Annotated in this window: 25 protein-coding genes and 1 tRNA gene; 13 read left to right on the plus strand and 13 right to left on the minus strand. The window is 69.9% G+C overall.

What is annotated here, in order from left to right; translation table 11 throughout:
* Nucleotides 1–23: 23 nt before the first annotated feature.
* From idsA3 to NBT82_RS02335, 3 genes are all read right to left on the minus strand, one after another.
* Nucleotides 24–1,070 carry a geranylfarnesyl diphosphate synthase gene (gene idsA3 / locus NBT82_RS02325; protein ID WP_251329982.1) on the minus strand — a complete coding sequence of 349 codons (1,047 nt, stop codon included), beginning with the start codon at nucleotides 1,068–1,070 and terminating at the stop codon, nucleotides 24–26.
* Nucleotides 1,067–2,419 carry a ribonuclease J gene (locus NBT82_RS02330; protein WP_251329983.1) on the minus strand — a complete coding sequence of 451 codons (1,353 nt, stop codon included), beginning with the start codon at nucleotides 2,417–2,419 and terminating at the stop codon, nucleotides 1,067–1,069. The genes idsA3 and NBT82_RS02330 overlap by 4 nt, the downstream gene beginning before the upstream one ends.
* A 344-nt stretch (nucleotides 2,420–2,763) precedes the next feature.
* Nucleotides 2,764–3,303: an HAD family hydrolase gene (locus NBT82_RS02335; RefSeq protein ID WP_251329984.1), complete on the minus strand. Its 540-nt coding sequence runs from the start codon at nucleotides 3,301–3,303 to the stop codon at nucleotides 2,764–2,766.
* 282 nt (nucleotides 3,304–3,585) lie between these two features.
* On the opposite strand from NBT82_RS02335, the gene cysE reads away from it, so the two are divergent.
* Together cysE and NBT82_RS02345 are read left to right on the plus strand one after the other, a co-directional pair.
* On the plus strand, nucleotides 3,586–4,230 hold the full coding sequence (cysE, locus tag NBT82_RS02340; RefSeq protein ID WP_251329985.1) for a serine O-acetyltransferase: 645 nt from the start codon (nucleotides 3,586–3,588) through the stop codon (nucleotides 4,228–4,230).
* Nucleotides 4,231–4,293: 63 nt separating this feature from the next.
* The gene (locus tag NBT82_RS02345; RefSeq protein WP_251329986.1) at nucleotides 4,294–5,514 is read left to right on the plus strand and encodes a PGF-CTERM sorting domain-containing protein; all 1,221 of its coding nucleotides are present in this window, start codon (nucleotides 4,294–4,296) and stop codon (nucleotides 5,512–5,514) included.
* A gap of 1 nt (nucleotide 5,515) precedes the next feature.
* Here NBT82_RS02345 and NBT82_RS02350 read toward each other — a convergent pair whose 3' ends face one another.
* Nucleotides 5,516–6,703 carry an alanyl-tRNA editing protein gene (locus tag NBT82_RS02350; protein WP_251329987.1) on the minus strand — a complete coding sequence of 396 codons (1,188 nt, stop codon included), beginning with the start codon at nucleotides 6,701–6,703 and terminating at the stop codon, nucleotides 5,516–5,518.
* Between the two features lie 39 nt (nucleotides 6,704–6,742).
* Nucleotides 6,743–7,276, minus strand: coding sequence for a helix-turn-helix domain-containing protein (locus tag NBT82_RS02355; RefSeq protein ID WP_251329988.1), 534 nt, complete (start codon nucleotides 7,274–7,276; stop codon nucleotides 6,743–6,745).
* A 118-nt stretch (nucleotides 7,277–7,394) separates the two neighbouring features.
* Here NBT82_RS02355 and NBT82_RS02360 point away from each other — a divergent pair, with 118 nt between their 5' ends.
* On the plus strand, nucleotides 7,395–7,655 hold the full coding sequence (locus NBT82_RS02360; RefSeq protein WP_251329989.1) for an HAH_0734 family protein: 261 nt from the start codon (nucleotides 7,395–7,397) through the stop codon (nucleotides 7,653–7,655).
* Between the two features lie 33 nt (nucleotides 7,656–7,688).
* Here NBT82_RS02360 and NBT82_RS02365 read toward each other — a convergent pair whose 3' ends face one another.
* A complete protein-coding gene (locus NBT82_RS02365; protein WP_251329990.1) occupies nucleotides 7,689–10,001 on the minus strand; it encodes a DUF2298 domain-containing protein in 2,313 nt (770 codons plus the stop codon).
* A 97-nt stretch (nucleotides 10,002–10,098) separates the two neighbouring features.
* Here NBT82_RS02365 and NBT82_RS02370 point away from each other — a divergent pair, with 97 nt between their 5' ends.
* The 3 genes from NBT82_RS02370 (at nucleotide 10,099) to NBT82_RS02380 (ending at nucleotide 11,467) form a co-directional block, all read left to right on the plus strand.
* Entirely contained in the window at nucleotides 10,099–10,869 is a 771-nt protein-coding gene (locus NBT82_RS02370; RefSeq protein ID WP_251329991.1) for a glycosyltransferase, read from the plus strand.
* Complete coding sequence (locus NBT82_RS02375; protein ID WP_251329992.1) at nucleotides 10,866–11,324, plus strand: GtrA family protein; 459 nt, start codon at nucleotides 10,866–10,868, stop codon at nucleotides 11,322–11,324. The genes NBT82_RS02370 and NBT82_RS02375 overlap by 4 nt, the downstream gene beginning before the upstream one ends.
* Nucleotides 11,325–11,392: 68 nt before the next feature.
* A tRNA-Met gene (locus NBT82_RS02380) sits at nucleotides 11,393–11,467 on the plus strand.
* Between the two features lie 212 nt (nucleotides 11,468–11,679).
* Here the strand turns inward: NBT82_RS02380 and NBT82_RS02385 are convergent.
* From NBT82_RS02385 to NBT82_RS02415, 7 genes are all read right to left on the minus strand, one after another.
* Nucleotides 11,680–12,612: a DUF4382 domain-containing protein gene (locus tag NBT82_RS02385; RefSeq protein WP_251329993.1), complete on the minus strand. Its 933-nt coding sequence runs from the start codon at nucleotides 12,610–12,612 to the stop codon at nucleotides 11,680–11,682.
* A gap of 112 nt (nucleotides 12,613–12,724) precedes the next feature.
* On the minus strand, nucleotides 12,725–13,960 hold the full coding sequence (locus tag NBT82_RS02390) for an outer membrane protein assembly factor BamB family protein (protein WP_251329994.1): 1,236 nt from the start codon (nucleotides 13,958–13,960) through the stop codon (nucleotides 12,725–12,727).
* Between the two features lie 77 nt (nucleotides 13,961–14,037).
* Entirely contained in the window at nucleotides 14,038–14,484 is a 447-nt protein-coding gene (locus NBT82_RS02395) for a hypothetical protein (protein ID WP_251329995.1), read from the minus strand.
* 73 nt (nucleotides 14,485–14,557) lie between these two features.
* Nucleotides 14,558–14,974, minus strand: coding sequence for a Rieske (2Fe-2S) protein (locus NBT82_RS02400; protein WP_251329996.1), 417 nt, complete (start codon nucleotides 14,972–14,974; stop codon nucleotides 14,558–14,560).
* A gap of 26 nt (nucleotides 14,975–15,000) precedes the next feature.
* A complete protein-coding gene (locus tag NBT82_RS02405) occupies nucleotides 15,001–15,903 on the minus strand; it encodes an aminotransferase class IV (protein ID WP_251329997.1) in 903 nt (300 codons plus the stop codon).
* A gap of 6 nt (nucleotides 15,904–15,909) precedes the next feature.
* Nucleotides 15,910–16,422: a helix-hairpin-helix domain-containing protein gene (locus tag NBT82_RS02410; RefSeq protein WP_251329998.1), complete on the minus strand. Its 513-nt coding sequence runs from the start codon at nucleotides 16,420–16,422 to the stop codon at nucleotides 15,910–15,912.
* A gap of 42 nt (nucleotides 16,423–16,464) precedes the next feature.
* Complete coding sequence (locus NBT82_RS02415) at nucleotides 16,465–17,286, minus strand: shikimate dehydrogenase (protein ID WP_251329999.1); 822 nt, start codon at nucleotides 17,284–17,286, stop codon at nucleotides 16,465–16,467.
* A gap of 97 nt (nucleotides 17,287–17,383) precedes the next feature.
* On the opposite strand from NBT82_RS02415, the gene NBT82_RS02420 reads away from it, so the two are divergent.
* The 7 genes from NBT82_RS02420 (at nucleotide 17,384) to NBT82_RS02450 (ending at nucleotide 23,781) form a co-directional block, all read left to right on the plus strand.
* Nucleotides 17,384–17,578: an HVO_2922 family protein gene (locus tag NBT82_RS02420; RefSeq protein WP_251330000.1), complete on the plus strand. Its 195-nt coding sequence runs from the start codon at nucleotides 17,384–17,386 to the stop codon at nucleotides 17,576–17,578.
* A 306-nt stretch (nucleotides 17,579–17,884) separates the two neighbouring features.
* Complete coding sequence (locus tag NBT82_RS02425; RefSeq protein ID WP_251330001.1) at nucleotides 17,885–19,213, plus strand: sodium:calcium antiporter; 1,329 nt, start codon at nucleotides 17,885–17,887, stop codon at nucleotides 19,211–19,213.
* Nucleotide 19,214: 1 nt separating this feature from the next.
* Nucleotides 19,215–20,045, plus strand: coding sequence for a universal stress protein (locus NBT82_RS02430; protein WP_251330002.1), 831 nt, complete (start codon nucleotides 19,215–19,217; stop codon nucleotides 20,043–20,045).
* Between the two features lie 138 nt (nucleotides 20,046–20,183).
* Nucleotides 20,184–21,548: a D-aminoacyl-tRNA deacylase gene (locus NBT82_RS02435; protein WP_251330003.1), complete on the plus strand. Its 1,365-nt coding sequence runs from the start codon at nucleotides 20,184–20,186 to the stop codon at nucleotides 21,546–21,548.
* 125 nt (nucleotides 21,549–21,673) lie between these two features.
* The gene (ftsZ, locus tag NBT82_RS02440) at nucleotides 21,674–22,840 is read left to right on the plus strand and encodes a cell division protein FtsZ (RefSeq protein ID WP_251330004.1); all 1,167 of its coding nucleotides are present in this window, start codon (nucleotides 21,674–21,676) and stop codon (nucleotides 22,838–22,840) included.
* Between the two features lie 329 nt (nucleotides 22,841–23,169).
* Nucleotides 23,170–23,343: a protein translocase SEC61 complex subunit gamma gene (locus NBT82_RS02445; RefSeq protein WP_251330005.1), complete on the plus strand. Its 174-nt coding sequence runs from the start codon at nucleotides 23,170–23,172 to the stop codon at nucleotides 23,341–23,343.
* Entirely contained in the window at nucleotides 23,344–23,781 is a 438-nt protein-coding gene (locus NBT82_RS02450; protein WP_092631914.1) for a transcription elongation factor Spt5, read from the plus strand.
* Nucleotides 23,782–23,822 lie beyond the last annotated feature (41 nt).

The following is a 23,822-nucleotide window of genomic DNA, read 5'->3' on the forward strand; positions in this document are numbered from 1 at the left end:
AACGTGGGGTTGCCGATCCGCTCTCAGTAGCCCCGCGAGATGAGGTACTCCGCGAGGTCGTCGAGGAGGGCCCGGGCGTCGTTGTCGGGGAGGACGCCGAGATCAGCTTTGCCCTGCTCGACGAGCGACCGGGCCTTCTCGCGGGCGTACTCGATACTGCCAGCCTCGTGGAGCCGTTCGACGGCCGACTCGACGGCCGCGTCGGTGAGCGACTCGGCGTCGGCGGCGTCGACCAGCGAGTCGACGTCCACGCCCTGCTGTCGGGCGTGGAGCGTGATGAGCGTCTCCTTGTTCTCGACGAGATCGGAGCCGCGCTGTTTCCCGAGCTGTTCGGAGGGAACCGTCAGGTCGAGCACGTCGTCCTGGATCTGGAACGCCGATCCGGAGTGGATGCCGTAGTCGTAGAGCGCGTCGACGACCGCGTCGTCGGCGTCGAGCAGGACCGCTGGCGTCGCCGCCGCGTCGCCGTACAGCACCGCCGTCTTCGACTCGACCATTTCGAGGTACTCTTCGGGGAGGACTTCCTTGCGGTGTTCGAACTCGATGTCGAGGGCCTGGCCCTCACAGATGCGCGTACAGGTGTTCGCCAGCATCCGCATCGCCTCCAGCCCGTTTTCGGGTGCCGCGCCGGTTTCGGCCATAATTTCGAACGCGGTGGAGTAGAGAGTGTCGCCCGCGAGGATGGCGGTGTCGACGTCGTAGGCTTCGTGGACGGACGGGACCCCGCGACGGAGGGCGTCGTCGTCCATGATGTCGTCGTGGATGAGGGTGAACGACTGGATGATCTCCAGACTCAGAGCCCCTGCCATGACGTCGACGTCGTCGCCGTCGAGGGCGGGGAACTGCCGGTAGTCGACGGAGAGCGGCGGCACGTCCGCGATGGCCTCGGCGGCGAGCAACGACACCGTGGGACGGAGGCGCTTGCCTCCTGCCTTCAGCAGGTATCGCGAGGCCTCCCAGAGCCGTTCTGGCTCTTCGAGCGGCAGGTCCTCGTCGAGGGCGGCGTTGACCCGCTCGCGGCGCTCGCGAACCGCCGCGAGCACCCGCTCTTCCGTCGGATCGGTCGTCATTCCACCAGTTGAATCATGTTGCCGTTTCGCGTGACGTGCAGGTCACGGCCCAGCGCGTAGCCCTGGCTCTCACACAGGTCGACGTAGGGCGCGAACCCTTCGAGGTCCTGGTGGGCCGGGATGACGTGCTGGGGTTGGAGTGCGTCCAGCATCTCGTAGTGGCCCTCCTGGCGCAGGTGGCCGGAGACGTGGATGTCGTCGTAGATGCGGGCGCCCTGCATCTTGAGTAGGCGCTCGGACTGGTAGCGCTGGCCCTCGTTGGTCGGTTCCGGGATCACGCGGGCCGAAAACAGCACCTTGTCGCCGTCTTCGAGTTCGTACGGCGTCTCGCCGCGGCCCATCCGCGTCAGCATCGCGCGCGGTTCGCCCTGGTGGCCCGTGACGATGGGGAGGTAGTTCTCCTTGCCCTCTTTCATGATCCGCTTGAACGTGCGGTCGACGGATTTCCGGTGGCCGTACATCCCGAGGTCGTCGGGGAAGTCGACGAAGTCAAGGCGTTCGGCCGTGCCGGAGTACTTCTCCATCGACCGGCCCAGGAGCACCGGCTGACGGCCGATGTCCTTCGCGAACTCCACGAGACTGGTGACGCGAGCGATGTGGGAACTGAACGTGGTCGCGACGATACCGCCGTCGTAGTCCTCGACGGAGTACATCACGTCGCGGAGGTGTTTCCGGGCGACGGACTCGCTGGGGGTGCGACCCTTGCGGCCCGCGTTCGTACAGTCCTCGATGTAACAGAGGACGCCCTCGCCCTCGCGACCGATCTCGCGGAAGCGGTCCATGTCGATGGGGTCGCCGATGACCGGCGTGTGGTCCATCCGCTTGTCGAGGCCGTAGACGACTGCGCCCTCCGGCGTGTGGAGGACGGGGTTGATCGCGTCGATGATCGAGTGGGTGACGTTGACGAACTCGAGGTCGACCTTGCCGGAGTCGCCGATGGACATGGTCGATCCGGGGTCCATCTTGACGAGGTCGTTGTCCACGTTGAACTTGTTCTCGCTTTGGACCTGCTGTTTCACCAGTTCGATGGTGAAAGGCGTCGCCACGACGGGCGCGTCGTAGCGGTGGGCGAGTTTCGAGATTGCGCCGATGTGGTCGAGGTGGCCGTGAGTGGGAACGATCGCTTGGACGTCCCCTTCGAGGTCGCTCATCACCCGGTCGTCGGGGATGGCGCCCATGTCGATCAGGTCGAGACTGTGCATCTGTTCGGTTTCGACGTTGTCGTGGATCAGCACCTGCGAGAGGTTCAGACCCATGTCGAAGACGACGACGTCGTCACCGGCGCGGACGGCAGTCATCTGCCGCCCGACTTCCTCGTAGCCGCCGATTGTTGCGATTTCGATTTCCATGGTTTATCCGAGCATTGAAACGCCACAACTGTGGCAGGGGTGCTCACTCAAATCCCGTCTGGGGGCCACCGGCCCCGGCGTCTTACAGCACGTCGGTCGCTGGTCCCCGCTATGCGGCCACTGCCGCAGTTACCCGCGGGTCGCTGGTGGCTCATCATACACACCCAGGTGATAAAAAGTACGTGGGTCGCGGGTTCCCGAGTGGTGACGTGACACGGACGGCCGTCGCAGGTGCGCCACGCCCGGTTCGGACGGATGTGGACACGGCGGCGCCCGCTCGCGGCGTTCGATCGTGTCCATCACCGATGCTCTGTTCGTCGAGTCCGGGCGACGGGAGTGCCGACTCAGCCGTCGTCCACCCACTCGAAGGCGACACCCGCTCGCTCGGCGGTCACGGCGTCGCGCTCGGAGTCGCCGACGAACAGCGCCGCCGACGGCTCGGCGCCGAGGCGGTCGATGGTCGCAAGCAGGGGTTCGGGGTCGGGCTTGTGCGTCGCCACCGAGTCCCGACCGACGACGGCGTCGACGTGATCCAGCAGGCCGTGACGATCGAGTGCCATCCGGCAGGCCGACTCGGCGTTGAGCGAGCAGACGCCGACGGGGACGGACCACTCCGGAACCCGGTCGGCGTGTGGCAGGCGCATCGCGTCCTCGGCCCCCCGGCGTTCGTGACTCGCGAGGATCGACTCCAGATCCTCGGCGAGGCCGTACTCCGGCGCCGTCTCGAACAGCGACCAGAGGTCGGCGCCGGTCACGTCGACGTCCGCCTCGTCGAACACGGCCGTGGCGTCGCTGGCGGCCGCGTCCCAGTCGACCGCGAGTCGAACGAGCGTCCCGTCGAGGTCGTACACGACGGCACCGTCGTCGTCGATGCGGGTGCTCACGCCGCCGGATACGCGGCCCCGAATATTGGGGTCTTCGGTCGATCCGCGCGGTCGACAGAACCCTTTTGTGGCCGTATCGTGTAACGATTTTCATGCCGACGACCGTCGGTCACTCCGGACACCGGATCGCCGCCGAGCACCCCCGTTCGCGCGAGCGGGGCTGTTCCTGTCCGGGTCGGTGTCCGTGCTCTCGACGACCGACGGCAGCGTCCGCCCGCTCCCCGGCCCACGCGGCAACGCGTCCGCGGGTCGCTCCGGGCGACCGCGGGCGGTCGCTCGCCCATGCGTAACCTGCTCGCCGCTGCCCGTCGTCGGGTCGGCGAGGATCTAGACGCGATCCGCGAGCGCGACCCCGCGGCCGGGAGTCTGCTCGTCCTGTTGACCTGCTATCCCGGCCTGCACGCGCTGTGGATCTACCGGATCGCCCACCGCTGTTGGGAGCGCGACCACACCGTGATCGCCCGCCTGCTCTCGCAGTTCGCCCGGCTGACGACCGGCGTCGAGATCCACCCCGCTGCCGAGATCGGCCGCCGGGTCGTCATCGATCACGGCATGGGCGTGGTCGTGGGTTCGACCGCCGAGGTCGGCGACGACGTACTCATCTATCACGGCGTCACCCTCGGCAACCGCCGACCGACCGACGGCAAACGCCACCCGACCGTCGACGACGACGTGATGCTCGGCGCCAACGCCACCGTCCTCGGCCCGATCGACGTCGGGGAGGGTGCGACTGTGGGTGGTGCCGCCGTCGTCGTCGATTCGGTCGAACCGGGCACGACCGTCGTCGGGAATCCCGCCCGTCCGGTCGAGACGATCCACCCGGCCGGTGACGGGCAGGACGTCCGGGACGGGGCTGCTGACGTCGACCGGGTCGTCTGTGACGGGGTCGGGTTCCCCGACGCCCCCGAGGACGACGATGGGGACTGATCCCGGCGCCGTTCAGGACAGATGGCCGACAGGATATTATCCGGTGACTCCGTAGGGACCTCCATGCCACGTCCTCCCACGGCACTGTGTATTGCGCTGATTCTCTCACTGGTGGTCCCCGCCGCCCCTGTCGTCGCCCAGTCCGACGGCGGAACCGTTACGGTGACCGTCGCCGTCCGCACCCCGGCCGGTGACGCGGTCACGAACGCGGAACTCGATGTGGAGTGGGCGGACGGGTCGACGACGGCGACGACCGCCGGCAACGGCAAGGCGTTCGTGGACGTCCCCGACGGGGCACGGGTCGAGGTCTCGGTGACCCACCCGCGATACGTCCGTGACTCGCCGTACGTCATCCAGTCGGCGTCCGAACGTGAGGTGGCGGTCACGGCGTACCGGAAGAGCACGCTCCGCCTCCAGGTCAACGACCAGAACGGCTCCGCGCTGGAGGCCTCGGTCCTCGTCGAACGCGGCGGCCTCGACGTGGCGACCGGGTCGACCGGGCCGGACGGCGTCTTCGAGACCGGCGTCCTGCAGGCCGGCGACTACGTCGTCACGGTGACCAAACCGGGGTACTACGTCCGTCGGAAGCCGCTCCGGATCGAGGGCGACATCACGAACACGGTTGCGCTCAGACCCGGATCGGTGACGATGACGGTCCGCGTCGACGATCCACATTTCGACCCGGCGAGCCCCGTCAACGACGCACGGATCGCCCTCGACGGCGTGGGCACCGTCCGGACCAACCAGGACGGGAACGTCACTCTGGACGTGCCGGTGAACACGCCGACGACCCTTCGGGTCACGAAGGACGGCTACCGGACCGTCTCCCGCGACCTGACGGTCGGCGAGGAGAACACCAGCATCGTCGTCGACCTCTCGCGGACGCCGGCGCTGACCGCGAACGTGACCAACGACCGCCTCGTGGCTGACACGCGGGCGGTGCTGGAAGTGACCAACGCCTACGGTGAACCAGCCTCGGGCGCGACCGTCACGCTCGACGGGGATCGCGTCGGTACCACCGACGCCGAGGGCGAACTCACGATCCGGATCGAGGACCCCGGCGAGCATACGCTCCAAGCGTCGCGGGGCGATGTCACCTCGAACGCGGTGACGGTCGAAGCGGTGGCGGTCGACGACGCCGACACGACCACCACGGCCACCGGAACGGCGCCGGCCACCGGAACGGCGACGCCGACAGAAACGGGGGCGGAGAGTCCGGGATTCACGCCTGTCGTGGCGCTTCTCGCGGTACTCGTCGTCGGCTTCCTGCTCCGGCGTCGCTGATCTACCCGCGCAGTGACTCGACGACTGCCTCGGGGTCGGCATCGAGGCCCCCGCCCTGTGCGAAGGTCGGGCCGCCCCCGCCACCGCCGCCGAACGCCGCGGTGACCTCCCCGACCACCTCGCCGGCGTCCACCTCGCCGGTCGTCGCGACTACGACGTACGGCGGCTCGGCGTCGCCGACCGCGGCGATCACGTCCGTCCCGTCGCCGACGCAGTCCTTGGCAGCCTCGCCGACCTCGTTCGGATCGAAGCCGGCGACGGTCCCCACCCGCCAGACGACGCCACCGCGGTCGACCGTCGGCAGCGACGACAGGCGCGCATCGAGCACGTCGGTCTTGTACTCGCGGACCTCGTCTTCGAGGGCGTCACGGTCGGCCACCAGCGCCCGGACCGCGTCGTCTAGCTCCGCGACGCTCGTTCCGAGTTCGCGTGCGGCGTCCATGGCGGTGCCCCGCACCCGGGCCCGGCGGTCGATGGCCGCCGGCCCAACCGCGAACTTGACGCGGGTCAGGCCCTCGCCGGGGTTCGACCGCTCCAGCACCTCGATCGCCCCGATTTCGCGGGTGTTCGTGACGTGGGTCCCGCCACAGGCCGCCACGTCCCACCCCTCGACGTCGACGAGGCGGACCGTGTCGGCGTCGGCCATCACACCCTCCTCGGTCTTCGTGTTGAACGCCACGTCGTCGCGGGCGTGTGCCTCGTTGACCGGGACCCGGTCCCAGGAGACGGGTCGTGAGTCCCAGACCGCGCGGTTGGTGAGGCGTTCGAGTTCCACCAGCACCGCGTCGTCGACGTCCGTCGAGGTGGCGAGGTCGACGCGGACCTTCTCGGCGTCGATGTCGAAGCCGCCGTAGCCGAGGTCGTCGAGGAGGCGTCGACCCGCGCCGTAGAGCAGGTGGCTCGCGGTGTGGGCGCGGGTGCAGTACGTGCGGAACTCGTCGTCGATCACGCCGACCACCGCCTCGCCCGGATCGAGGTCGGCGTCCTCGGCCAGCGTGTGGACCACGGCGTCGCCGTCGGTCTGTACGTCGGCCACGGGAATCCCGGCAAGCGTGCCGCGGTCGGCGGGTTGGCCGCCGCTCTCGGCGTAGAAGTACGTCCGATCGAGGGTCACGTCGCGGCCGTCGACGCCGCGAACCGTCGCCTCGAACTCCCGTACGTCGGGGTCCGTAGGGGCGCGCGTCTGCATGGACGGGCATCGGACCCGACCCATAAATCCGTTCGGCTCCTACTCCTCGACGAGGTCGACGTTGAGGCGTTCCTCGACGGCGCGGACGAGGGAACCGCCGACGCCGGCACGCGTCGCCCGCCCCTGTTCGACCGCGAGGAGGTCGTCCTCGTCTGCGTCGAGGTCGACCGCCAGTTCCGCGACGGTGAGGCCGGCCTCCTGCCGGGCCGTCTCGACACGCTCCCCATAGCCCGAGATGAGGTAGGGTAAGCGGTCGGACTCGTAGTCGGTACCCTCCTCCTCCCAGCGTTTGGTGTTGCCGCGGGAGGCGTCGTAGATGCGGGCGGTGTTCTGGGCGGCGCGCTTCCGGCGGTTGGGTTCGTCGGCGTCGGTGCGTGATCCGGAGTCCGACCCGGACCCCGAACCGGAGCGGCCGCCGCCGCTCGGTTCGCCGTGTGGCGCACAGTCCGAACAGACCAGGAGGTTCGCCCCGGCGACGTTCGCGCGTTCGAGCGACGACGTCTCGTGCCCGCAGAGTTCGCAGGCGTCGCCGTCGTCGCCGCCTCCGCCGGAGCCCGTGGAGTATTTGGCCATACCCCGATGTACCCGGTCGTCCTATTTCAACTCCCTGCCCGACTCGCGGCCGACCGGCGTCGACACACCGTCGCCAGCCATCGAAGCGATTAAATCCGGACTGGCCGAACCCCTGCCCATGCAACAGCTCATCGTCAGGGGCGACCCCGGCATCCGCAAGGACGCCGTCATCGACTACGACGGCGAGGAGCAGGTCTGTTTCTCGATCCAGCGCCAGGGCGACTACCACGGCCCCGACGAGGTGCAACTCTGGTGTACCATCGGCACACCCGACGAGCGGGAGGCCTTCGAGAAGCGCCAGTACGTCCCCCACTGGCTCGACGTGGATTCGATCGATGCCGACGCGCTCGACGTGGTGTCGTCGCTCGGCCGGCAGTAGTAGTGCGTCGTCGTCGGTCGACCACGGAACGGCCTACTGAGCGACTCGCGGATCGTCGACCCGGTAGATCGTCACCGCCTCGTTCTCGAAGACGGGCGTCAGTCCGGAGACGCCCGCGAAGTCGACCGATCCGTAGCGCGCCCGTTCGGCCGGCCCGACCCACACGTAGTCCACGCCGTAGCGTTCGATCACGGCGACGGTCCGTTCGGGCGACCCGGTGTAGGCGGCGTCGACGGCACGGACCCGCCGGAGGTAGGGCTCCCGGCCGCGGTAGCCGACCTCGTGGTGCCAGCCGGCGACGGTCGGCACGCCGGTGAGGCTGGCCGCCGGACTCGCATCCCAACTGTACATCCCCGGCGGCGCGGGGGGGTCGCGTTCCGGGCCGGGATACCGGCTCGTCGCCGGCGCGGAGAGCAGCGTCGGCTGGCCGGACAGCCCGTCGACGTAGGCGATGGCCGGGGCCTCGTCGGGATGGTCGCGCTCGACGAACCGGGTGGCGTCGAGGCTCGGATCGGTCGGCCCTTCGAAGTGTGCCGACAGCGCCAGCCCCGCGTAGGGCACCGTCGCGAGGACGACGGCGACCGCGAGGCCGGCACGCAACCAGCGGGTACGCGATCCGGGCACCGAGACGCCGCCGGGCCACCGGACGAACGCCGGGAGGGCGACGCCGGCGGCGACGCCCCAGAGCACCCACACCTGCGCGTAGGTCTTGAACACCGTGTTCATCCGCAACGGTCCGGCGAGTTCGCGAACGTAGACGAGTTCGACGATGGCGACCAGCCCTGCGCCGGCGACGATCAACGCCGTCTCGAAGCCGACCGGGCGGTCGGTGCGGCAGGCGGCCCAGCCGAAGATCAGGAGTGGCCCGACGACGAGGGCGACGGCGAGGTTGGCCGTCAGGGCCAGAACGCCGAGGGCGCCGAGGCCGACGAGCGGTGCGAGCACCCGGTCGACCGACAGCCGATCGAGCAGGTAGGCGAGAAAGACGGCGACGAACCCGCCGTGGACCAAGAGTAGCGCCGGGAGGCTCGACCGCTCGGCGGCCGACAGGATCGCAATTTCGCGGCCGCCGGCCGCCCCGAGCAGGAACGGCGACGCGAGGAGGGCCCCGAGGAGTCCGGCGACGGCGGTGACGGCCAGCGCGCCGGCGAGGTGTTCGAGTTCGGCCGTCAGCGCCCCCGGATCGCGGCCCCCCCGCCACCGGGCCACGCGCGTCGAGAGCACGGCCCACGGCTCCGCGGGGCCGAGCGCAAGCGCGAGAAAGCACAGGCCGAAAACCGAGGGGAAACTCCAGGTGTCGACGACGGCCTGAAAGCCCGCGAGGATCGGCACGGCGAGGAACGCGAGGCGGCGACGCCGGCCCACGTCGGCCGCCGGCGTCCGGTAGAGTGCGAAGGCGAGCGCCGCGCCCAGTAGGAGGAAGGGCGTGCCCATCATGTGGGCGTGGAGGTCGCCGTTCAGCCACGCGAAGAGGGGGAACTCGTTGATCGTCCCCGGGATGACGCGGCTCGCGGTCCAGTAGGAGAAGGTGTCGACCCCGGAGAGCACGCTGTCGGCCGAATACCGCGTCCGGGATGCGACGACGCCGGCGACGGTCCGCCGAAGTGAGGCGGGAAGCGTCGAGACGACGAGTCGGGAAACGGTGACGAGGTTGCTCGCGATGCCGACGAAGAAGGCGGCCGAGAGCCCCGCGAGACGCCACGACCCGGCGCGATCACGCGCGATGGCGCCGGCGAGACCGTAGGCGGCGGTCACGAGGGTGGCGTAGAACCCCGCGAGCGAGAGGTTGTAGGCGTAGCGCGGCGCGGTGCCCGTGAGATCCGCCAGCGCCGCAGTCAGGAGGTGGCCGCCGTAGTAGTAGGCGACGGGGTCGCCCGCGAACCACATGTCCTCGGGCGGGAGGCGGGTCGCCCGGTCGAGCGACTGTAACAGGCCGAAATCGAGGAACTTCTCGCCGCCGAGCGGGTACACCGCCGGATCGACGGCGCGGACGGCGATCAGGAAGGCGAAGGCGACGACGAAGACGACGGCCGCTTCGGCGGCGGGGCGGCCGGGACGGACGCCGTCGGCGAGTTCGAGTCGGCGGTCGGCGAGCGCATCCCGATCGAATGCGGTGAGGAGGGCGAGAGCGAGGAGGGCGACGGCCCCCGCGGCGACGGCGAGGGGGCCGAAAGTGAGGTGACCGACCCAGTAGACGGCGGTGCCGAAGACGACGAGTGCCGTGGGAAGGCCGATCCCGATGCCGCGGCCGGGGAGTGTCGCGAACAGACGCGCGGCGATCGGGCGGCCCAGCGCGCCGAGGACGCCGTAGAGGACCAGCCAGCGGAGGACGAGCCCGTACTCCATCTACCGGACGGTGGAGCGAGGGACGATAAACCGTTTGTGGTGTGTGTCGGGAACCGAAGTCGTTCGGTTTTTTACGACCGTCGTGAAAGGAACCCCCATGACCCGATCCGTCGGGGTGGTGATCCCCGCTTACCACCCGGACGTCGATCGCCTCGAAGCCTACGTCGACGCCCTCCACGAGGCGGTCGGTCCCGAGACGATCCGCGTCGAACTCGACGCCGCGGAGCCGGCGGTCCGCGAGCGACTCGACGCGCTTCCCGCTACGATCAACGAGGCGACGTCCCGCCGAGGCAAGGGCGCGGCGATCACCGCGGGGTTCGAGGCACTCTCGACGGACGTGTTGGCCTTCGCCGACGCCGACGGGAGTACTCCCGCCGCCTCCATCGCGGACGTGATCCGCCCGGTCGCGTCCGGAGAGGCCGACCTCGCGGCCGGGTCGCGCCGCCACCCCGACGCGACCGTCGAGTCCCACCAGACGGTCGCGCGCCGACATCTGGGCGATGGCTTCGCGTGGCTGGCCCGTCGGCTCCTCGATGTCCATCTCCACGACTACCAGTGTGGGGCGAAGGCGCTCACGAGCGACGCGTGGACGCGGGTCCGACCCCACCTCCACGAACCCGGCTTCGCGTGGGACATCGAACTGGTCGCCGTTGCCGACGCCGTCGGGTGTCGGATCGTCGAGGTGCCGGTCGTCTGGGAGGACCGCCCCGAGTCGACAGTCTCGCCCGTCGGGACGACGCTTCGCCTCGCTCGGGGGCTGGTCGTCGCGCGGCACCGCGCGCGCCTCCTCCGGAACGACCGCCTGCACGTACTGCTCGACCGGCCGCGGGATTCGGCGCCGGCGCTCGTCGAACGGGAACACCGATGACCGGCGGCCTGGGGAAGCTAGAGGAACTGTACTCGGGGATCCGATTCGGCCAGTTCGTCTCCGTCGGGGCGGTCGGCGCCACCGCCGAGACGATCGTCGTCGCGATCCTGACGGCGGGTTACGGCGTCCTCCCACAGATCGCCAAGGCCGTCGGCGCCGAGGTGTCGATCACCCTCATGTTTTTGATCAACGACCGGTGGACGTTCTCGGAGGCGGGCGCCGCCGGATGGATCCCCCGTGGCCGGCGCTACCTGAAGTCACATCTGGTCCGCGCGGGCGGCCTGCTCGTCGGATTCGCCGTCCTGACGGCGCTGACCGCCTGGACCGATCTGACCCTCGTGATCGCCGGTGCCGACCTCTGGCCGACGGTGGCAAACGCCATCGGCATCGGCTGTGGGATGCTCCTCAACTACCTCACCGAAGGGCTGTTGACCTGGCGTGTCGGCGCCGACTGAGTGCGGGCGAACTGCCATCGGGCACGCGAATCACAACCCTTAATGCCGCGACTGGACTCGAATTCGGTAGCGGGATGGGATAGCCAGGAGATTCCGCCGGGCTCATAACCCGGAGATCGGTAGTTCAAATCTACCTCCCGCTATTTTCGAGCCACTACGCGACCGAGGAGCGAAGCGACGAGGAAGCCGTCGGCTCGAAAATCCCCGTAGATTTGCACGAGGGAACGACGAGCGAAGCGAGTCGTTCACGTGGTTCAAATCTACCTCCCGCTATTTTCGGACCCCTCGTAGCGTCGAACCGGGGAGTGAAACGACCGTCCTTCAACTCAACCGCCCGCTATTCTCGGCTGCCGATCTACGCGTCTTCGTCGGTCGCGGTGGACGTGTCGCCGGCGCGACCGCCGGCGTTTCCGTCCGCGTCGCTGCCGTTTTGGGGCGTCTCGTCCGCATCGCCCCCGTCGGTTCGATCCTCGATTTCGGTGACTTCGACGTCCTCGCCGGCGACGCCGCTCTCCGAGATGACGGGCAGGAGGTTGTATCCACCCGCGTTCCCGCGCTTGACGACGTTGATATCGAAGACGAAATCGACCGACTCCCCGGCGACGACCTCGAAGGGCTTGGTGATCTGGAGCTTCCCACTCGGGATCGTGACGTCGACGGTTTCGCCGTCAACGACACCGTCCACCTCGGCGGCGTAGAGTTCGATCTTGGTGTAACGCCCCGTGGGGAGGTCGCCGTCGAACACGGTGATGGCCTTGTCGCCGACGACGCGGGTGAGATCGACCGCCGCCCCGTCGAGGTCGACGATGGAGAAGCCACGCTGGTCGCCATCCTCGCCTCCCGCCTGGCCGTCGCCGTCCGGGGTCGGCGTCTCCGTCGGCGTGGCCGTCGATGTCGCGGTGCCGTTCCCATCCGGCGTCGGCGTGGCCGTCGCGTTCCCCGTCGGCGTGGCCGTGCCGTCGTCACCCTCGGTACGGAAGACGCGGGCCCGGTCGAGGGTCACCACCAGCGAGTCGAACTCGTCGATGGCGACCGGTTGATCGCTGATCAGGAGTCGGAAGTTGCCGTACGCGGTCGTCGTGCCGCCGCTGGCGGTCGGGTCTCCGCCGGTCGCGTCGGTCGACGTGGCCGCGCCGTCGGACTCGCCGGGGTCGGTATCGGACGCACACCCCGCCAGCAGGGTCGCCCCGACGCTCGCCCCGGCCACTAGGAACCGTCGCCGCCAGTCGTCGATGGTCGTCTCCGACTCCGAACTACGCTCCGTCGCCGCCGATCGATCCGAGTTCATCACGCGGTCCTTGGCGGTGACGTGGGGAATACCCCGGTGGAAGTACATCCGATTTCAGCCGGGTTAAGTCGGATTTCGCGCCGAGACGCGCCGTTCCGTCCGCGCGCGACGCCTACGCCAACTCGGACACCGACGTGCCCGAAGCGATCACCACGCGGTCCCCGACCAGCGCCGGCCCTCCCGGTCCACCCGGGTCGCCGGTCTCCTCGCTGTGGGTCCACAGTCGGTCGCCCGTGTGACGGTCGTAGGCCCGCACCGCCCATCCGACCCGCTCGCCGTCGGCCCGGACCTCGCCGGCGACGACGAGGGTGTCGCCGGCGACGGCTGGCGCGATGGCTCGCCACTCGACCGCGTCGCGCCAGACGGTCTCGCCGGTTTCGAGGTCGAGGGCGACGACGAGGCCGGCCCCGCCGTCGTCGGTGCCGACCGCGGTGTAGCCCCGGTCGCCGACGACGGCGGGTGTCGAGACGGTCCGACCGAGCGGGCGGGGGTCCCAGAGCGAGTCGCCGGTCGACGCGTCGATGGCGGCGACCACGCCACCGCCCTCGGCGTACGTTCCCTGTACGATCCGGCCGTCCGCGACGGCGGGGGCGTTGACGAAGCCACTGATCGGGCCGGCGCTCCAGCGACGCGCCGGCCCCGGTTCGAGCCGACGGTCGAGTCCGGTTCGCTCCCCGTAGGCGACGGTGCCGTCGAGGGGGGCGCCGGCGGCGTACAACCGACCGTCGACGAGGGCGGGCATGGTGCCGTCGACCCGCCAATGTCGGCCGCCGTCGACGTCGACGCCGTAGAGGTCGCCGCTTTCGGTGCCGAGATACATCTCGCGCTCGCCGACGACCAGCCCACGGGGGTGGTCGGTGTCGATGGGGATGCGGGAGGTCTCGCGCAGGTCGTCGGCGCCGTACCCGACGACGGCCACGGGATCGGTTGCGTTGCCCGATTCGAGACTGACCGTGTGGAGACGGCCGTCCGGACCGAACCCGGCGCGCGGCGTCGCGGCCGCGACCGTCCGGACCGCCGCGCCGCCGTCGCGGGGGTAGGCCGTCAGCCCCGACCCGTAGACGACGACGTGATCGGGGCCGATGAGCGGCGGGCGCGACGGATATCTGGCCGCCGACTCGACCGAGACGAGTTCGCGGCGTGAGGGGCGTTCGCGTGGCGGCGACGCGTTGGGGTTGTGGGCGGTGTTCGCGGGGTCGTACCGGCGGAGCGGCCACGTCCCCGGCGCCGGCGTCCAGGTCGAGAGCGTCGCGTCCGCTGGACCTCGGGAGAGCCGGTAGGTGCCGTAGGCGCCGCCCCCGAGGACGACGGCGCCGCCGAGGAGGCGGCGGCGAGTGATGGAGGGCATCGGGTCGAACCACCGTCGCCGCCGCCAAAAACGTTGCAGTACCGTCGCGGGGCCCGATGGGTGGGACGACTCCGGCGTCAGAGCGTCACGTCGGGTTGTTCGGCCGTTCCTCGGTTCGCACGAAAACCGCGGAGGCCGGCGGCGACCGACAGGAGGACCGCGAGCGGGACGAACGAGAGGCCGCCGGCGGTGGCGGTGAGGACGGCGATCACACCGTTGGTCCCGGCGAGCGTCCAGACCAGCGGGCGCCGGCGGGTCCAGAGCGCGTACGCCGCGAGGACCGAACAGCCAAACAGGAGCGTCGCCCACGCGGTCGGCCGTGCCAGCGGGTCGAACGGCGAGAGCGACGGCCCGCCGAGGACGGCGAGTTCTCGGAGGCGGTCGAGGGCGGCCGGCAGCGGGCCGCGGTCGCCGAGGAGGACCAGCGATCCGGCCAGGCCGGCGAGGACCGCGAGGGCGTCGACCACCGGGACGATACGCGCAGCAGCGGGAACCGTGGAGGGGAGGGAGGACCGGGCGGACATGAACGTCACTCCACGCGGCACAGACAAAAGTCCTCGTCACCGCGACGGGGGAGTCGTCGCGGCGACCCGCCGGTCAGAACTCGACGGGCGACGACGAGGCGGGGCCGCCGTCGTCGAGCGACCCGGTGGCGACGAACTCGTAGTTGTCGTCGGTCAGGTAGACCGCCCCGTCCTCGACGGTCACGTCGACGGCTTCGAGGGTCGCGCCTTCACAGGGACCGAACGTACAGAAACCGCTGTCGGCCTCGAAGTAGGCGCCGTGGTTCGCACAGACGAGTTCGCCGTCGCGCATCGGCGCGCCGGAGCCCTTGTCCAGGCGCACGTCGAGCAGGTGTCGGCAGTAGTTCAGCCAGCCGTGGACGTCACGCTCGGCCGTGCGGACGAGCACCGCCTCCCGCAGTTCCTCCGTCTCGGTTCGGCGGACGGTACAGAGAAAGGTCGTATCCCGGGGGACCGAAGCCAGCGACGTGATCCGTCGGTCGGCGTCCATCGGCACCGGCTACTGGCCGGTCGAAGTTATAGCTCACGTCCTCGGCCACAGGTCGACGCGACCCGATCCGCGAAGCGGCGGGAGAGTAGGTCGGTGACTGGGCCGCCACCCACCGGGACGCCGTCGAGGCGGGCCAGCGGTCGGATCCCCACGGACGGTCCCACGACGAACGCCTCCTCGGCCCCGCGCACGTCGGCGGGCGTGTAGGCGCCGTCGGCGACCGGCAGTCCCTCGTCGCGCGCGAGTTCGCGGACGACCGAACGCGTGGCGGTCCGGGCCATCCGGTCGCCGAGCGCCGGCAGTCGAACGGCCTCGCCGTCGACGAACCCGAGGTCACAGACCGTCCCGCTCACGAGATGACCGTCGGCGTCGAGGAGCAACGCCTCGTCGGCCGGATCGCCGTCCGGTGGTGCCGCGCGCCGGAGCGCCGCCTGTGCACACACTGCGTCGAGGCGGCAGTGCGTGAGCGGTGCCGCCGGCACCGCGTCGGGCGGAATCGCGCGGACGTGGACCGTCTGTAGCGTCGGCGGCGCGTCCGACTCCGGGGCGGGGTCGGCGACGACGACGACCGACGGGTCGGGATCGTTCGGGGGGCGGAGCCGTGCGGCGTCGGGGAGCGCCGCGGCGGGGTCCACGTCGTCGCCACGCCCACGGGTGATCGAGACGCGGACCAGCGCGTCCGCGAGGTCGTTCGCCGCGAGGGTCGTCTCGATCCGCTCCCGGAGGGCGGCGGCGCCGACGCCCGGGTCGAATCCGAGGGCCGTACAGGCGTCGAACAGACGGCCGACGTGGGTCTCCCACGCGAAGGGCGTCCCCTCGTAGACGCGAACGGTGTCGGTCACGGCGTCGCCGAGGGTGACCGCGCGGTCGTCGAGGGGAAGCGCGGCGTCGTCGGCGTCGACGAGGTGACCGTCGACGTGGTACTGCATCCCCGGTCAGCGGTCGGTGGCGCGGTCGATCCAGCGGCCGACGCGCTTCTCCGAGAGATCGACCTCCGCGGCGAGTTCCTCGGCGTCCGCGGCCGCGAGGTCGGCCACCGACTCGACGCCGACCTTCGCGAGTCGCTCGGCGTACGCGGGACCGATTCCCTTGATCACTTCGACCGATTCGGCGGTCTCGACCGCCTCGTGCTCGCCGGTCGTCTCGCCGACCGACTCGGCCTCGACCGTCTCGAGTTCCGTCTCGCCGTCGTCGGCATCCGGCCCGGTCGCCTCGGCGGGTTCGGCCGCGGCGGCGGCGCCGTCCCCGTCGACGAGCGAGTCGGTCGAGGCGGCGGCATCCGTTCCGGCAGCCGCCGCCTCGTCGTCGGGGGCGGCCCCTTTGACGGCCGCCTCCGACTCGGTCTCGACGCGATCGCGCTCGACGCTGACGGTCGTCTCGCGTCGTCCGTCCTCGGACGACGAGCCGTCCAGTCCGATCAACGACAGCAGCGTATCCAGGATACCCATTGGGTGCCGTTACGACCGCCCGATACTTAAAAACCTTCGAGGCTACCGGAGCCCTGACCGGAGCGCGGCGTTCATCGCGTCGACCGGGGCGTCCCGGCCGGTCCAGTGTTCGAAGGCCACGACCCCCTGGAACAGGAGCATCCACGCGCCGTCGAGGGTGGTCGCGCCCGCGGCCGCGGCCTCCCTGAGCAGTCGCGTCTCGATCGGGGAGTAGACGGCGTCGAGGACGGCCAGATCCGCGTGGAGTAGCTCCGCGGCCACCGGCGTCTCGTCCTTGTCCATCCCGACGCTCGTGGCGTTGACCAGCAGGTCCGCCGCGGGAACCCGGTCGGCGAGCGTATCGAGGCCGCCGGCCGTCACCGTCGCCGACGGGAGTTCGCTCCGCACGTCGGCCGCGAGCGACCGCGCCCGCTCCTCGGTCCGATTGGCGACGTGGACCGTCCCGCACGTCTCCGCGAGCGTGAAGGCGACGGCGCGGCCGGCACCGCCGGCGCCGACGACGACCGCATCGGCGCCCGAGATCCGGACGTCGTGGTGGGCGAACGCGCGACGGACGCCGGCGGCGTCGGTGTTGTAGCCGCGAGGGGGCGAGGTGGAGAAGTCGATGGTGTTGACCGCGCCGATCCGCGCCGCGAGGTCGTCGGGTTCGACCAGGTCGAGGACGTCCCGCTTGAACGGGATGGTGACGTTGAGGCCGTCGAGGCCGAGGGCCGCCGCCCCGTCGACGGCGCGGGCGACGGCGTCCGTGTCGGGTTCGAAGGTGACGTATCTGGCGTCCATGTCGAGTTCGCGGTACGCCGCCTCGTGCATCGGCGGCGAGAGCGAGTGGCCGACCGGGTTGCCGATCAGTCCGTAGACGTGCATCGTCGGCGGCAGTTGGTGGTGGGGGGAGAAAAGCCCCCGCGTCCGGCACCTCCCGGCCGCCGGGGCTTTCAGTCGCCCGTGCGTACGTCCGGCCGACATGCCGAGAGAAGCCAGATTCGAACTGTATCGGGACCGGGCCGACGAGTGGCGCTGGCGGCTCGTGGTGGCCAACGGCAACATCATCGCCGACAGCGGCGAGGGCTACGCGTCGAAACAGGGCGCGAAACGGGGCATCGAGAGCGTGAAGGCGAGCGCACCCGACGCGGACGTGGTCGCGAAAGACGGGTCGTGAGCGGGCCGCGGCGACCGCTCTGCGGTCACCGTCGCCGTTCGAACGACCCCCGGTTTCAGCTCTCTGCCTCCGATTCGGCCGAAAACAGTGACGAGAAGCCACCTATCGGGCGATACTTCGACCCGGCGCTTCTCGTCGGGTTCGTGACGCAGACGCTCTCAGACGGTCCGTATCGGGCCGGACGCCGACAACTTGTGTTTTATTAGCCGGGCGCGTGGTACCGGTAGACACGACTGGTTCCATGATTCGGACACAGGCGATCGCCGTGGGATGCGGTGTGGCCGCTCCGGGTATCGAGGGCAGACCATGAGGCGACAGTCCCTCGGCGCGCTCGGCGGCGCGGGCGCGCTGACACTGCCGTGGGTCCTCGTCTACCTGTCGGGTGCGGCACACGGGCTCTCGACGCTCACGACGGTTGCCGTGAGCGGCCTGTCGGTGCTCGGCGCGTCGTTCCTGCTGGCGTGGGGTGCCGAGACGGCCGAGAAAGACGTCCCGCGGGCTTTCGCCATCGCCGTGCTCGCGGTACTCGCGGTCGCCCCGGAGTACGCGGTCGACGCCCTGTACGCGTGGAACGCTGGCGTGTACGCGGGGACGGAACGCGGGATCGAAGCGGGCAACCTCGCCGTCGCCAACATGACCGGCGCGAACCGCATCCTCATCGGCATCGGCTGGGCCGGGGTCGCCCTCTTTACCGTCTTCCGGCGCGGATCCGCGGAGGATCCGTCGGTGAACGATCGGAGCGGTCTCCTCGCCGACTCCGTCTCGCTCGACCGCGACATCGGGCTCGAAATCGTCTTCCTCTTTCTCGCCACGCTCTGGGCTTTCCTCGTCCCCTTCAACGGGGGAATCGACGTTCTCGATATGGCCATCCTCGTCGGGCTCTACGTGGCGTACATCGCCATCGTCCTGAAAGGTGACGTCGAGTCCGAGGAGGCCCACGTCGGCGTGCCTGCCTATCTCCAGACGTTCCCGAAGCCCTACCGCGCGGCGACGGTCCTCAGTCTGTTCGCGTACTCCGGGATCATGATCTTCACCGCCGTCGAGCCCTTCGCCCACGGGCTCGAACAGTTGGGCCAGAACGTCGGCGTTCCCTCCTTTTTCATGATCCAGTGGATCGCGCCGCTGGCCTCCGAGTCGCCGGAACTCATCGTCGTGATCTACCTCGTGAACAAGGCACGATCGACGGCGGGATTCAACGCGCTCATCTCCTCGAAGCTCAATCAGTGGACGCTCCTGATCGGGACGCTCGTCCTCGTCTACTCCCTCGCGCTGGGGCAGTACGGGGCGCTCCCCTTCGACCAGAAGCAGTCGGGAGAAATCTGGCTGACCGCCGCTCAGTCCTTTTTCGCCATCTCGCTGCTGATCAACTTCGAGATATCGGCCCGTGAGGCCGTGGTGCTGTTGGTCCTCTTTCTCACGCAGGTGCTCTCCGAGTTCATGCTCATCCGCGGTATCCTCGAGCTCCCGATCTCGGATTACCAGCTTCTGTTGGTGTTCACCGGCATCTACCTGGTCCTCGGCTTCGGCCTGTTCGTGGTCCGCCGGAAGGCGCTGGCCGGTATCCTCCGGGACTCCGCCGGAACGGTGAAGGAAGCGTTTCGAACCAGCGACGAGCAACCACGGGGGGCCGACTGAGATGTTCGACGAACTCCTGATCGCGACCGACGGCAGCGACTGTGCGCGCACGGCGACGAAGTACGGGCTGGAACTTGCGGCGACCTACGACGCCGACGTCGAGGTCGTCACGGTTGCTGGCGACGCCGACGCGGCGCGGGCAGTGCTCGACGACGCCGCCGGAATGGCCGCCGAGGCCGGTATCGCCGTCGAGACGGAACGGCTGTCCGGAAAGCCGGCCGAAGCCATCGCGGAGCGGGCCGGCGAACACGACGCGGACTTGGTCGTCGTAGGACGCCACGGGCGGTCCGGGGTCCGGGCACGACTCCTCGGCACCGTGACCGAGCGGGTCCTGCGTCGGAGTCCGGCACCCGTGCTGACGGTCCCCGAAGGCCCCGTCGAGCGCGACACCGGGCGGGCCTACGAGAACGTCCTCGTGACCACCGACGGGAGCGACCTCGCCGTACGGGCGGGTCCCTACGGCGCCGACCTGGCCCGCCGCTTCGACGCGACGCTCCACGTTCTCAACGTCGTCGACATCCAGGCCGAAGCGGGCGTCTTCGACGCGGGCGGCGTGGGTAGCGAGTACATCGAACGCCTGACGACCCGGGGGCACCAGGCGGTCGACGAACTAGTGGCGGCCGTCGACACCGCGGACCTCGACGTGCGCCGTGCCGTGGTCCGGGGGACCGCCCACGACACCGTCGGCGGGTACGCCGATGAGCACGGCGTCGACGTGGTCGTCATGTCCTCCGAGGGGCAGTCCAACCTCGCCGGCCAGCAACTGGGGACGGTGGCGGGGCGTGTCCTCCGGACCGTCGACGAACCGGTGCTGGTCGTGACCGAGGACTGAGAGGGGCCGTCGCGAGTCGTTCTCGGCCGCCGTAGTCCCCCGAGTCGGCGCCGGCCGGGAGACGGTTGCGATGGTCCGACCGAGCGACCGGTCGCTCGGGATCGATCGGATTTTGAGGATCGACGCCGAGTGTTCGGCGTGATCGCCATCGTCGTCAGTCGCGCCGACAGCGCCTCCGAACACGTCGGCGAAGCGTTGCTCGACCTCGCCGACTGGACCGACCACCGCGACGAGCGTCGTCCGGACGGCGAGGGCGGCGGCACCTACTACCGGACCGACGGCTTCGAACTCCGCACCGTCGACGACCTGCATATCCATCTGGATCGCCCGGACGCCGCCTTTGAGGATCCCGACTTGCTGGTCGTCGTCTCCCGCCACTCCGGGGAGACGGGACCGCTCCTCACGGCCCACTTCACGGGGAACTTCGGCGACGCGGAGTACGGGGGCGAGGCGGGGCAGTTCGCCCGCGCCTGTCCGAACGCCGCGGCGGAAGCGGTCGCGGCGCTCGATCGACACGCCCCCGAGGGCTACGAGGTCGGCACCGAGTGTACCCACCACGGCCCGACGAACGTGGGCGTCCCCTCGATGTTCGTGGAACTCGGGAGCGACGAGGCCCAGTGGACCGATCCTGCGGGCGCCCGGGCCGTCGCCCGGGCGGTCCTCGACCTGCGTGGCGTCGACGCGGATCGGGAGAAACAGATCGCCGGCTTCGGCGGCGGCCACTACGCACCGCGGTTCGGCCGGATCGTCCGCGAGACGGCGTGGGCGGTAGGGCACGTCGCCGCGGACTGGGGACTGGACGCGATGGGCAACCCCGCCGCGAACCGCGACGTCCTCCGACGAGCGGTCGAGGCGAGCGGCACCGACACCGTCCTCGTCGAGGGTGGGCGGTCGGGGCTGGCAGACGTCCTCGCGGACCTCGGCTACCGGGTCGTGACGGAGACGTGGCTCCGGGAGACGAGCGCCCATCCACTACCGCTCGTCGAGGCGGTCGAGGACCGACTGGACGCCGTGAGCGAGGGACTTCGGTTCGGCGCGGTGGTGCCACCCGCCGAGGACGACCCCGCGCAGGCCGTCGTCGTCGTCGACCTGCCGACCGCCCTCGTCGGCGCGGCCCACGGCGTCGACGCCGACGCGGCGCGGGCCGCCGTCGCCGACGCCGCCGTCGCCTTCGAGACGACGGAGGGCGGTACGCGACCGCAGGGTCGAGTTGCGCTGTCCGCCGCCGACCCGCCAGGTGCCGCCGACGCCATGACCGACGCCCTGTCGAGCGTCCTCGAGGACGCCTACGACGAGGTGGTCCGGGCGGACGGCGAGGTGGTCGCCCGGACGGCGGCGTTCGATCCGGCGGCCGCCAGGGACCTCGGGGTGCCGGAAGGCCCGGCGTTCGGCCGCCTCGCCGACGGACAGGCCGTCGAGATCGACGGCGAGCGGATCGATCCCGCGGCGGTCCGGACCGAACGGGTCGAACGGTTCCCTGTCGTCACGCCGACAAAAAAGTAAAACAGTTGATGAGTGTCTGACGCACGCAAGACGCCCGAGACACTGCGGTTTCGCGGAACGTCAGACGCGCGCGTGACAACGGGCGGAAAGATAATGTGGCTGCCTTCGAAACGCGTGGGCGTACCATGGACTCCATCGTGGAGGATGCAATCGAGGAAGCCGAGGAGCCGGGGGATGGGGCCGCGGCCGACGTCAGTGCCGACCGGGAGCCCGCGACCGACACGTCCGCCGACACCGACGCGGAGAACCGCACCGGGAAGATGACCGACGAGGAACTCGAGGACGTCCTGAAGGACCTCCAGACGGACATCACCGTCGTCGGCTGTGGGGGCGCCGGCGGCAACACGGTCAACCGGATGGCCAAGGAGGGAATCAAGGGTGCCAACCTCGTCGCCGCCAACACCGACGTCCAACATCTGGTCGACGTGGAAGCCGACACCAAGATCCTGATGGGCGAGGAGAAAACCGGCGGCCGCGGCGCCGGTTCCCTCCCGCAGGTCGGCGAGGAAGCCGCCATCGAGAGCCAGGAGGACATCTACGGCGCCATCGAGGGCTCCGACATGGTGTTCGTCACTGCGGGGCTGGGCGGCGGCACGGGCACCGGATCGGCGCCGGTCGTCGCCGAGGCGGCCCGCGAGTCCGGGGCGCTCACTATCGCCATCGTCACGACCCCCTTCACCGCGGAGGGGGAGGTCCGGCGCACGAACGCCGAAGCGGGGCTCGAACGCCTCCGTGACGTGGCCGACACCGTCATCGTCGTCCCCAACGACCGGCTGCTGGACTCGGTGGGGAAACTCCCCGTCCGGCAGGCGTTCAAGGTCTCCGACGAGGTGCTGATGCGGTCGGTGAAAGGCATCACCGAACTCATCACCAAACCCGGGCTCGTCAACTTGGACTTCGCCGACGTGAAGACTGTCATGGAGAAAGGCGGCGTCGCCATGATCGGCCTCGGCGAGAGCGACTCCGAGCAGAAAGCGCAGGACTCGGTGCGGTCGGCCCTGCGGTCGCCCCTGCTCGACGTGGACATCTCCGGCGCCAACTCGGCGCTCGTCAACGTCACCGGTGGCACCGACATGGCCATCGAGGAGGCCGAGGGCGTCGTCGAGGAGATCTACGACCGGATCGACCCCGACGCCCGCATCATCTGGGGTACCTCCATCGACGAGGAACTCGACGGCACGATGCGGACGATGATCGTCGTCACGGGCGTCGAGTCGCCGCAGATCTACGGCCGCGAGGGCGAGACGCCGGCGCCCGAACCCGCCGCCAGCGACATCGACTACGTCGAGTAGCCCGTTCGCGACCGGGTCCGACCCCGACGCCGGACGCCTCCGGCATCCCGCCGTTCGTGTGGACGTTGCGTCCACACCACTCCACGTTCGTATCGTCCGACCGGAACACCGCCACCAGCCCCGCGTCCGTGTCGAACGCGTGGCACGGGATACGGTCGTCGTCGGGGTGGGACTCCGGTCGTAGGTCGTCCATACGTCCACCACCGCCATGTGGCCGATAAACACCCTCGTCGATCCGCGCGGAGCGGTCGCCCGGATTCGCGCCGACGGGGCGGTGCCGCTCGCCGTGTTATCAATAGATAGAAAAAGCCGGCCGGTCTAGGGCGGCTATGGACGTCAAGTACGACCTCGCAAGCTACGTCCGCGTGCTCAAGATGGCGAGCACGCCGTCGTGGAACGAGTTCTCGCAGATCGCCAAGGTCGCGGGGGCGGGCATCTTTCTCATCGGCCTCCTGGGCTTCGTCATCTTCGCCATCATGACCTTCATCCCCGGAGGGGTATAGATGGGTATCTTCGCCGTCAAGACCACCGCGAGTCAAGAGCGAACCGTCGCCGACATGATCGCCAGCCGCGAGGAGGACGAAGTCCACGCCGTCCTCGCACCCGACTCCCTGACGAGTTACGTCATGGTCGAGGCGGACAACAGCGCCGTCCTCGAACGCGTGATGGACGAGATTCCCCACGCCCGCTCCATCGTCCCCGGGAAGTCCTCGCTCACCGAGGTGGAGCATTTCCTCTCGCCCACGCCGGACGTGGAGGGCATCGCCGAGAGCGACATCGTCGAACTCATCGCCGGGCCGTTCAAGGGCGAGAAGGCCCGGGTCCAGCGGATCGACGAGGGCAAGGATCAGGTGACGGTCGAACTGTACGAGGCGACGGTCCCGATTCCCGTGACGGTCCGTGGCGACCAGATCCGCGTCCTCGATTCGGACGAACGGTAGGTCCCCGCCGACGTCTCGGTTCGTCGACACGCGGCCACCCG

The organism is Haloplanus sp. HW8-1 (assembly GCF_023703795.1).
Classification (GTDB): domain Archaea; phylum Halobacteriota; class Halobacteria; order Halobacteriales; family Haloferacaceae; genus Haloplanus; species Haloplanus pelagicus.

What these genes read in the sequence shown, in the direction of transcription:
- NBT82_RS02355 (WP_251329988.1), bottom strand. Translation starts at nt 7,276, where the DNA reads ATGGCCAAATACTCCACGGGCTCCGGCGGAGGCGGCGACGACGGCGAC.
- NBT82_RS02445 (WP_251330005.1), top strand. Translation starts at nt 23,170, where the DNA reads ATGGACGTCAAGTACGACCTCGCAAGCTACGTCCGCGTGCTCAAGATG.
- NBT82_RS02450 (WP_092631914.1), top strand. Translation starts at nt 23,344, where the DNA reads ATGGGTATCTTCGCCGTCAAGACCACCGCGAGTCAAGAGCGAACCGTC.
- NBT82_RS02365 (WP_251329990.1), bottom strand. Translation starts at nt 10,001, where the DNA reads ATGGAGTACGGGCTCGTCCTCCGCTGGCTGGTCCTCTACGGCGTCCTC.
- NBT82_RS02390 (WP_251329994.1), bottom strand. Translation starts at nt 13,960, where the DNA reads ATGCCCTCCATCACTCGCCGCCGCCTCCTCGGCGGCGCCGTCGTCCTC.
- NBT82_RS02350 (WP_251329987.1), bottom strand. Translation starts at nt 6,703, where the DNA reads ATGCAGACGCGCGCCCCTACGGACCCCGACGTACGGGAGTTCGAGGCG.
- NBT82_RS02395 (WP_251329995.1), bottom strand. Translation starts at nt 14,484, where the DNA reads ATGTCCGCCCGGTCCTCCCTCCCCTCCACGGTTCCCGCTGCTGCGCGT.
- NBT82_RS02410 (WP_251329998.1), bottom strand. Translation starts at nt 16,422, where the DNA reads ATGGGTATCCTGGATACGCTGCTGTCGTTGATCGGACTGGACGGCTCG.
- NBT82_RS02400 (WP_251329996.1), bottom strand. Translation starts at nt 14,974, where the DNA reads ATGGACGCCGACCGACGGATCACGTCGCTGGCTTCGGTCCCCCGGGAT.
- NBT82_RS02375 (WP_251329992.1), top strand. Translation starts at nt 10,866, where the DNA reads ATGACCGGCGGCCTGGGGAAGCTAGAGGAACTGTACTCGGGGATCCGA.
- NBT82_RS02385 (WP_251329993.1), bottom strand. Translation starts at nt 12,612, where the DNA reads ATGAACTCGGATCGATCGGCGGCGACGGAGCGTAGTTCGGAGTCGGAG.
- ftsZ (WP_251330004.1), top strand. Translation starts at nt 21,674, where the DNA reads ATGGACTCCATCGTGGAGGATGCAATCGAGGAAGCCGAGGAGCCGGGG.
- NBT82_RS02430 (WP_251330002.1), top strand. Translation starts at nt 19,215, where the DNA reads ATGTTCGACGAACTCCTGATCGCGACCGACGGCAGCGACTGTGCGCGC.
- NBT82_RS02370 (WP_251329991.1), top strand. Translation starts at nt 10,099, where the DNA reads ATGACCCGATCCGTCGGGGTGGTGATCCCCGCTTACCACCCGGACGTC.
- NBT82_RS02360 (WP_251329989.1), top strand. Translation starts at nt 7,395, where the DNA reads ATGCAACAGCTCATCGTCAGGGGCGACCCCGGCATCCGCAAGGACGCC.
- NBT82_RS02415 (WP_251329999.1), bottom strand. Translation starts at nt 17,286, where the DNA reads ATGCACGTCTACGGACTGATCGGCAACCCGGTCGGCCACTCGCTCTCG.
- NBT82_RS02420 (WP_251330000.1), top strand. Translation starts at nt 17,384, where the DNA reads ATGCCGAGAGAAGCCAGATTCGAACTGTATCGGGACCGGGCCGACGAG.
- NBT82_RS02345 (WP_251329986.1), top strand. Translation starts at nt 4,294, where the DNA reads ATGCCACGTCCTCCCACGGCACTGTGTATTGCGCTGATTCTCTCACTG.
- NBT82_RS02425 (WP_251330001.1), top strand. Translation starts at nt 17,885, where the DNA reads ATGAGGCGACAGTCCCTCGGCGCGCTCGGCGGCGCGGGCGCGCTGACA.
- idsA3 (WP_251329982.1), bottom strand. Translation starts at nt 1,070, where the DNA reads ATGACGACCGATCCGACGGAAGAGCGGGTGCTCGCGGCGGTTCGCGAG.
- NBT82_RS02330 (WP_251329983.1), bottom strand. Translation starts at nt 2,419, where the DNA reads ATGGAAATCGAAATCGCAACAATCGGCGGCTACGAGGAAGTCGGGCGG.
- NBT82_RS02405 (WP_251329997.1), bottom strand. Translation starts at nt 15,903, where the DNA reads ATGCAGTACCACGTCGACGGTCACCTCGTCGACGCCGACGACGCCGCG.
- cysE (WP_251329985.1), top strand. Translation starts at nt 3,586, where the DNA reads ATGCGTAACCTGCTCGCCGCTGCCCGTCGTCGGGTCGGCGAGGATCTA.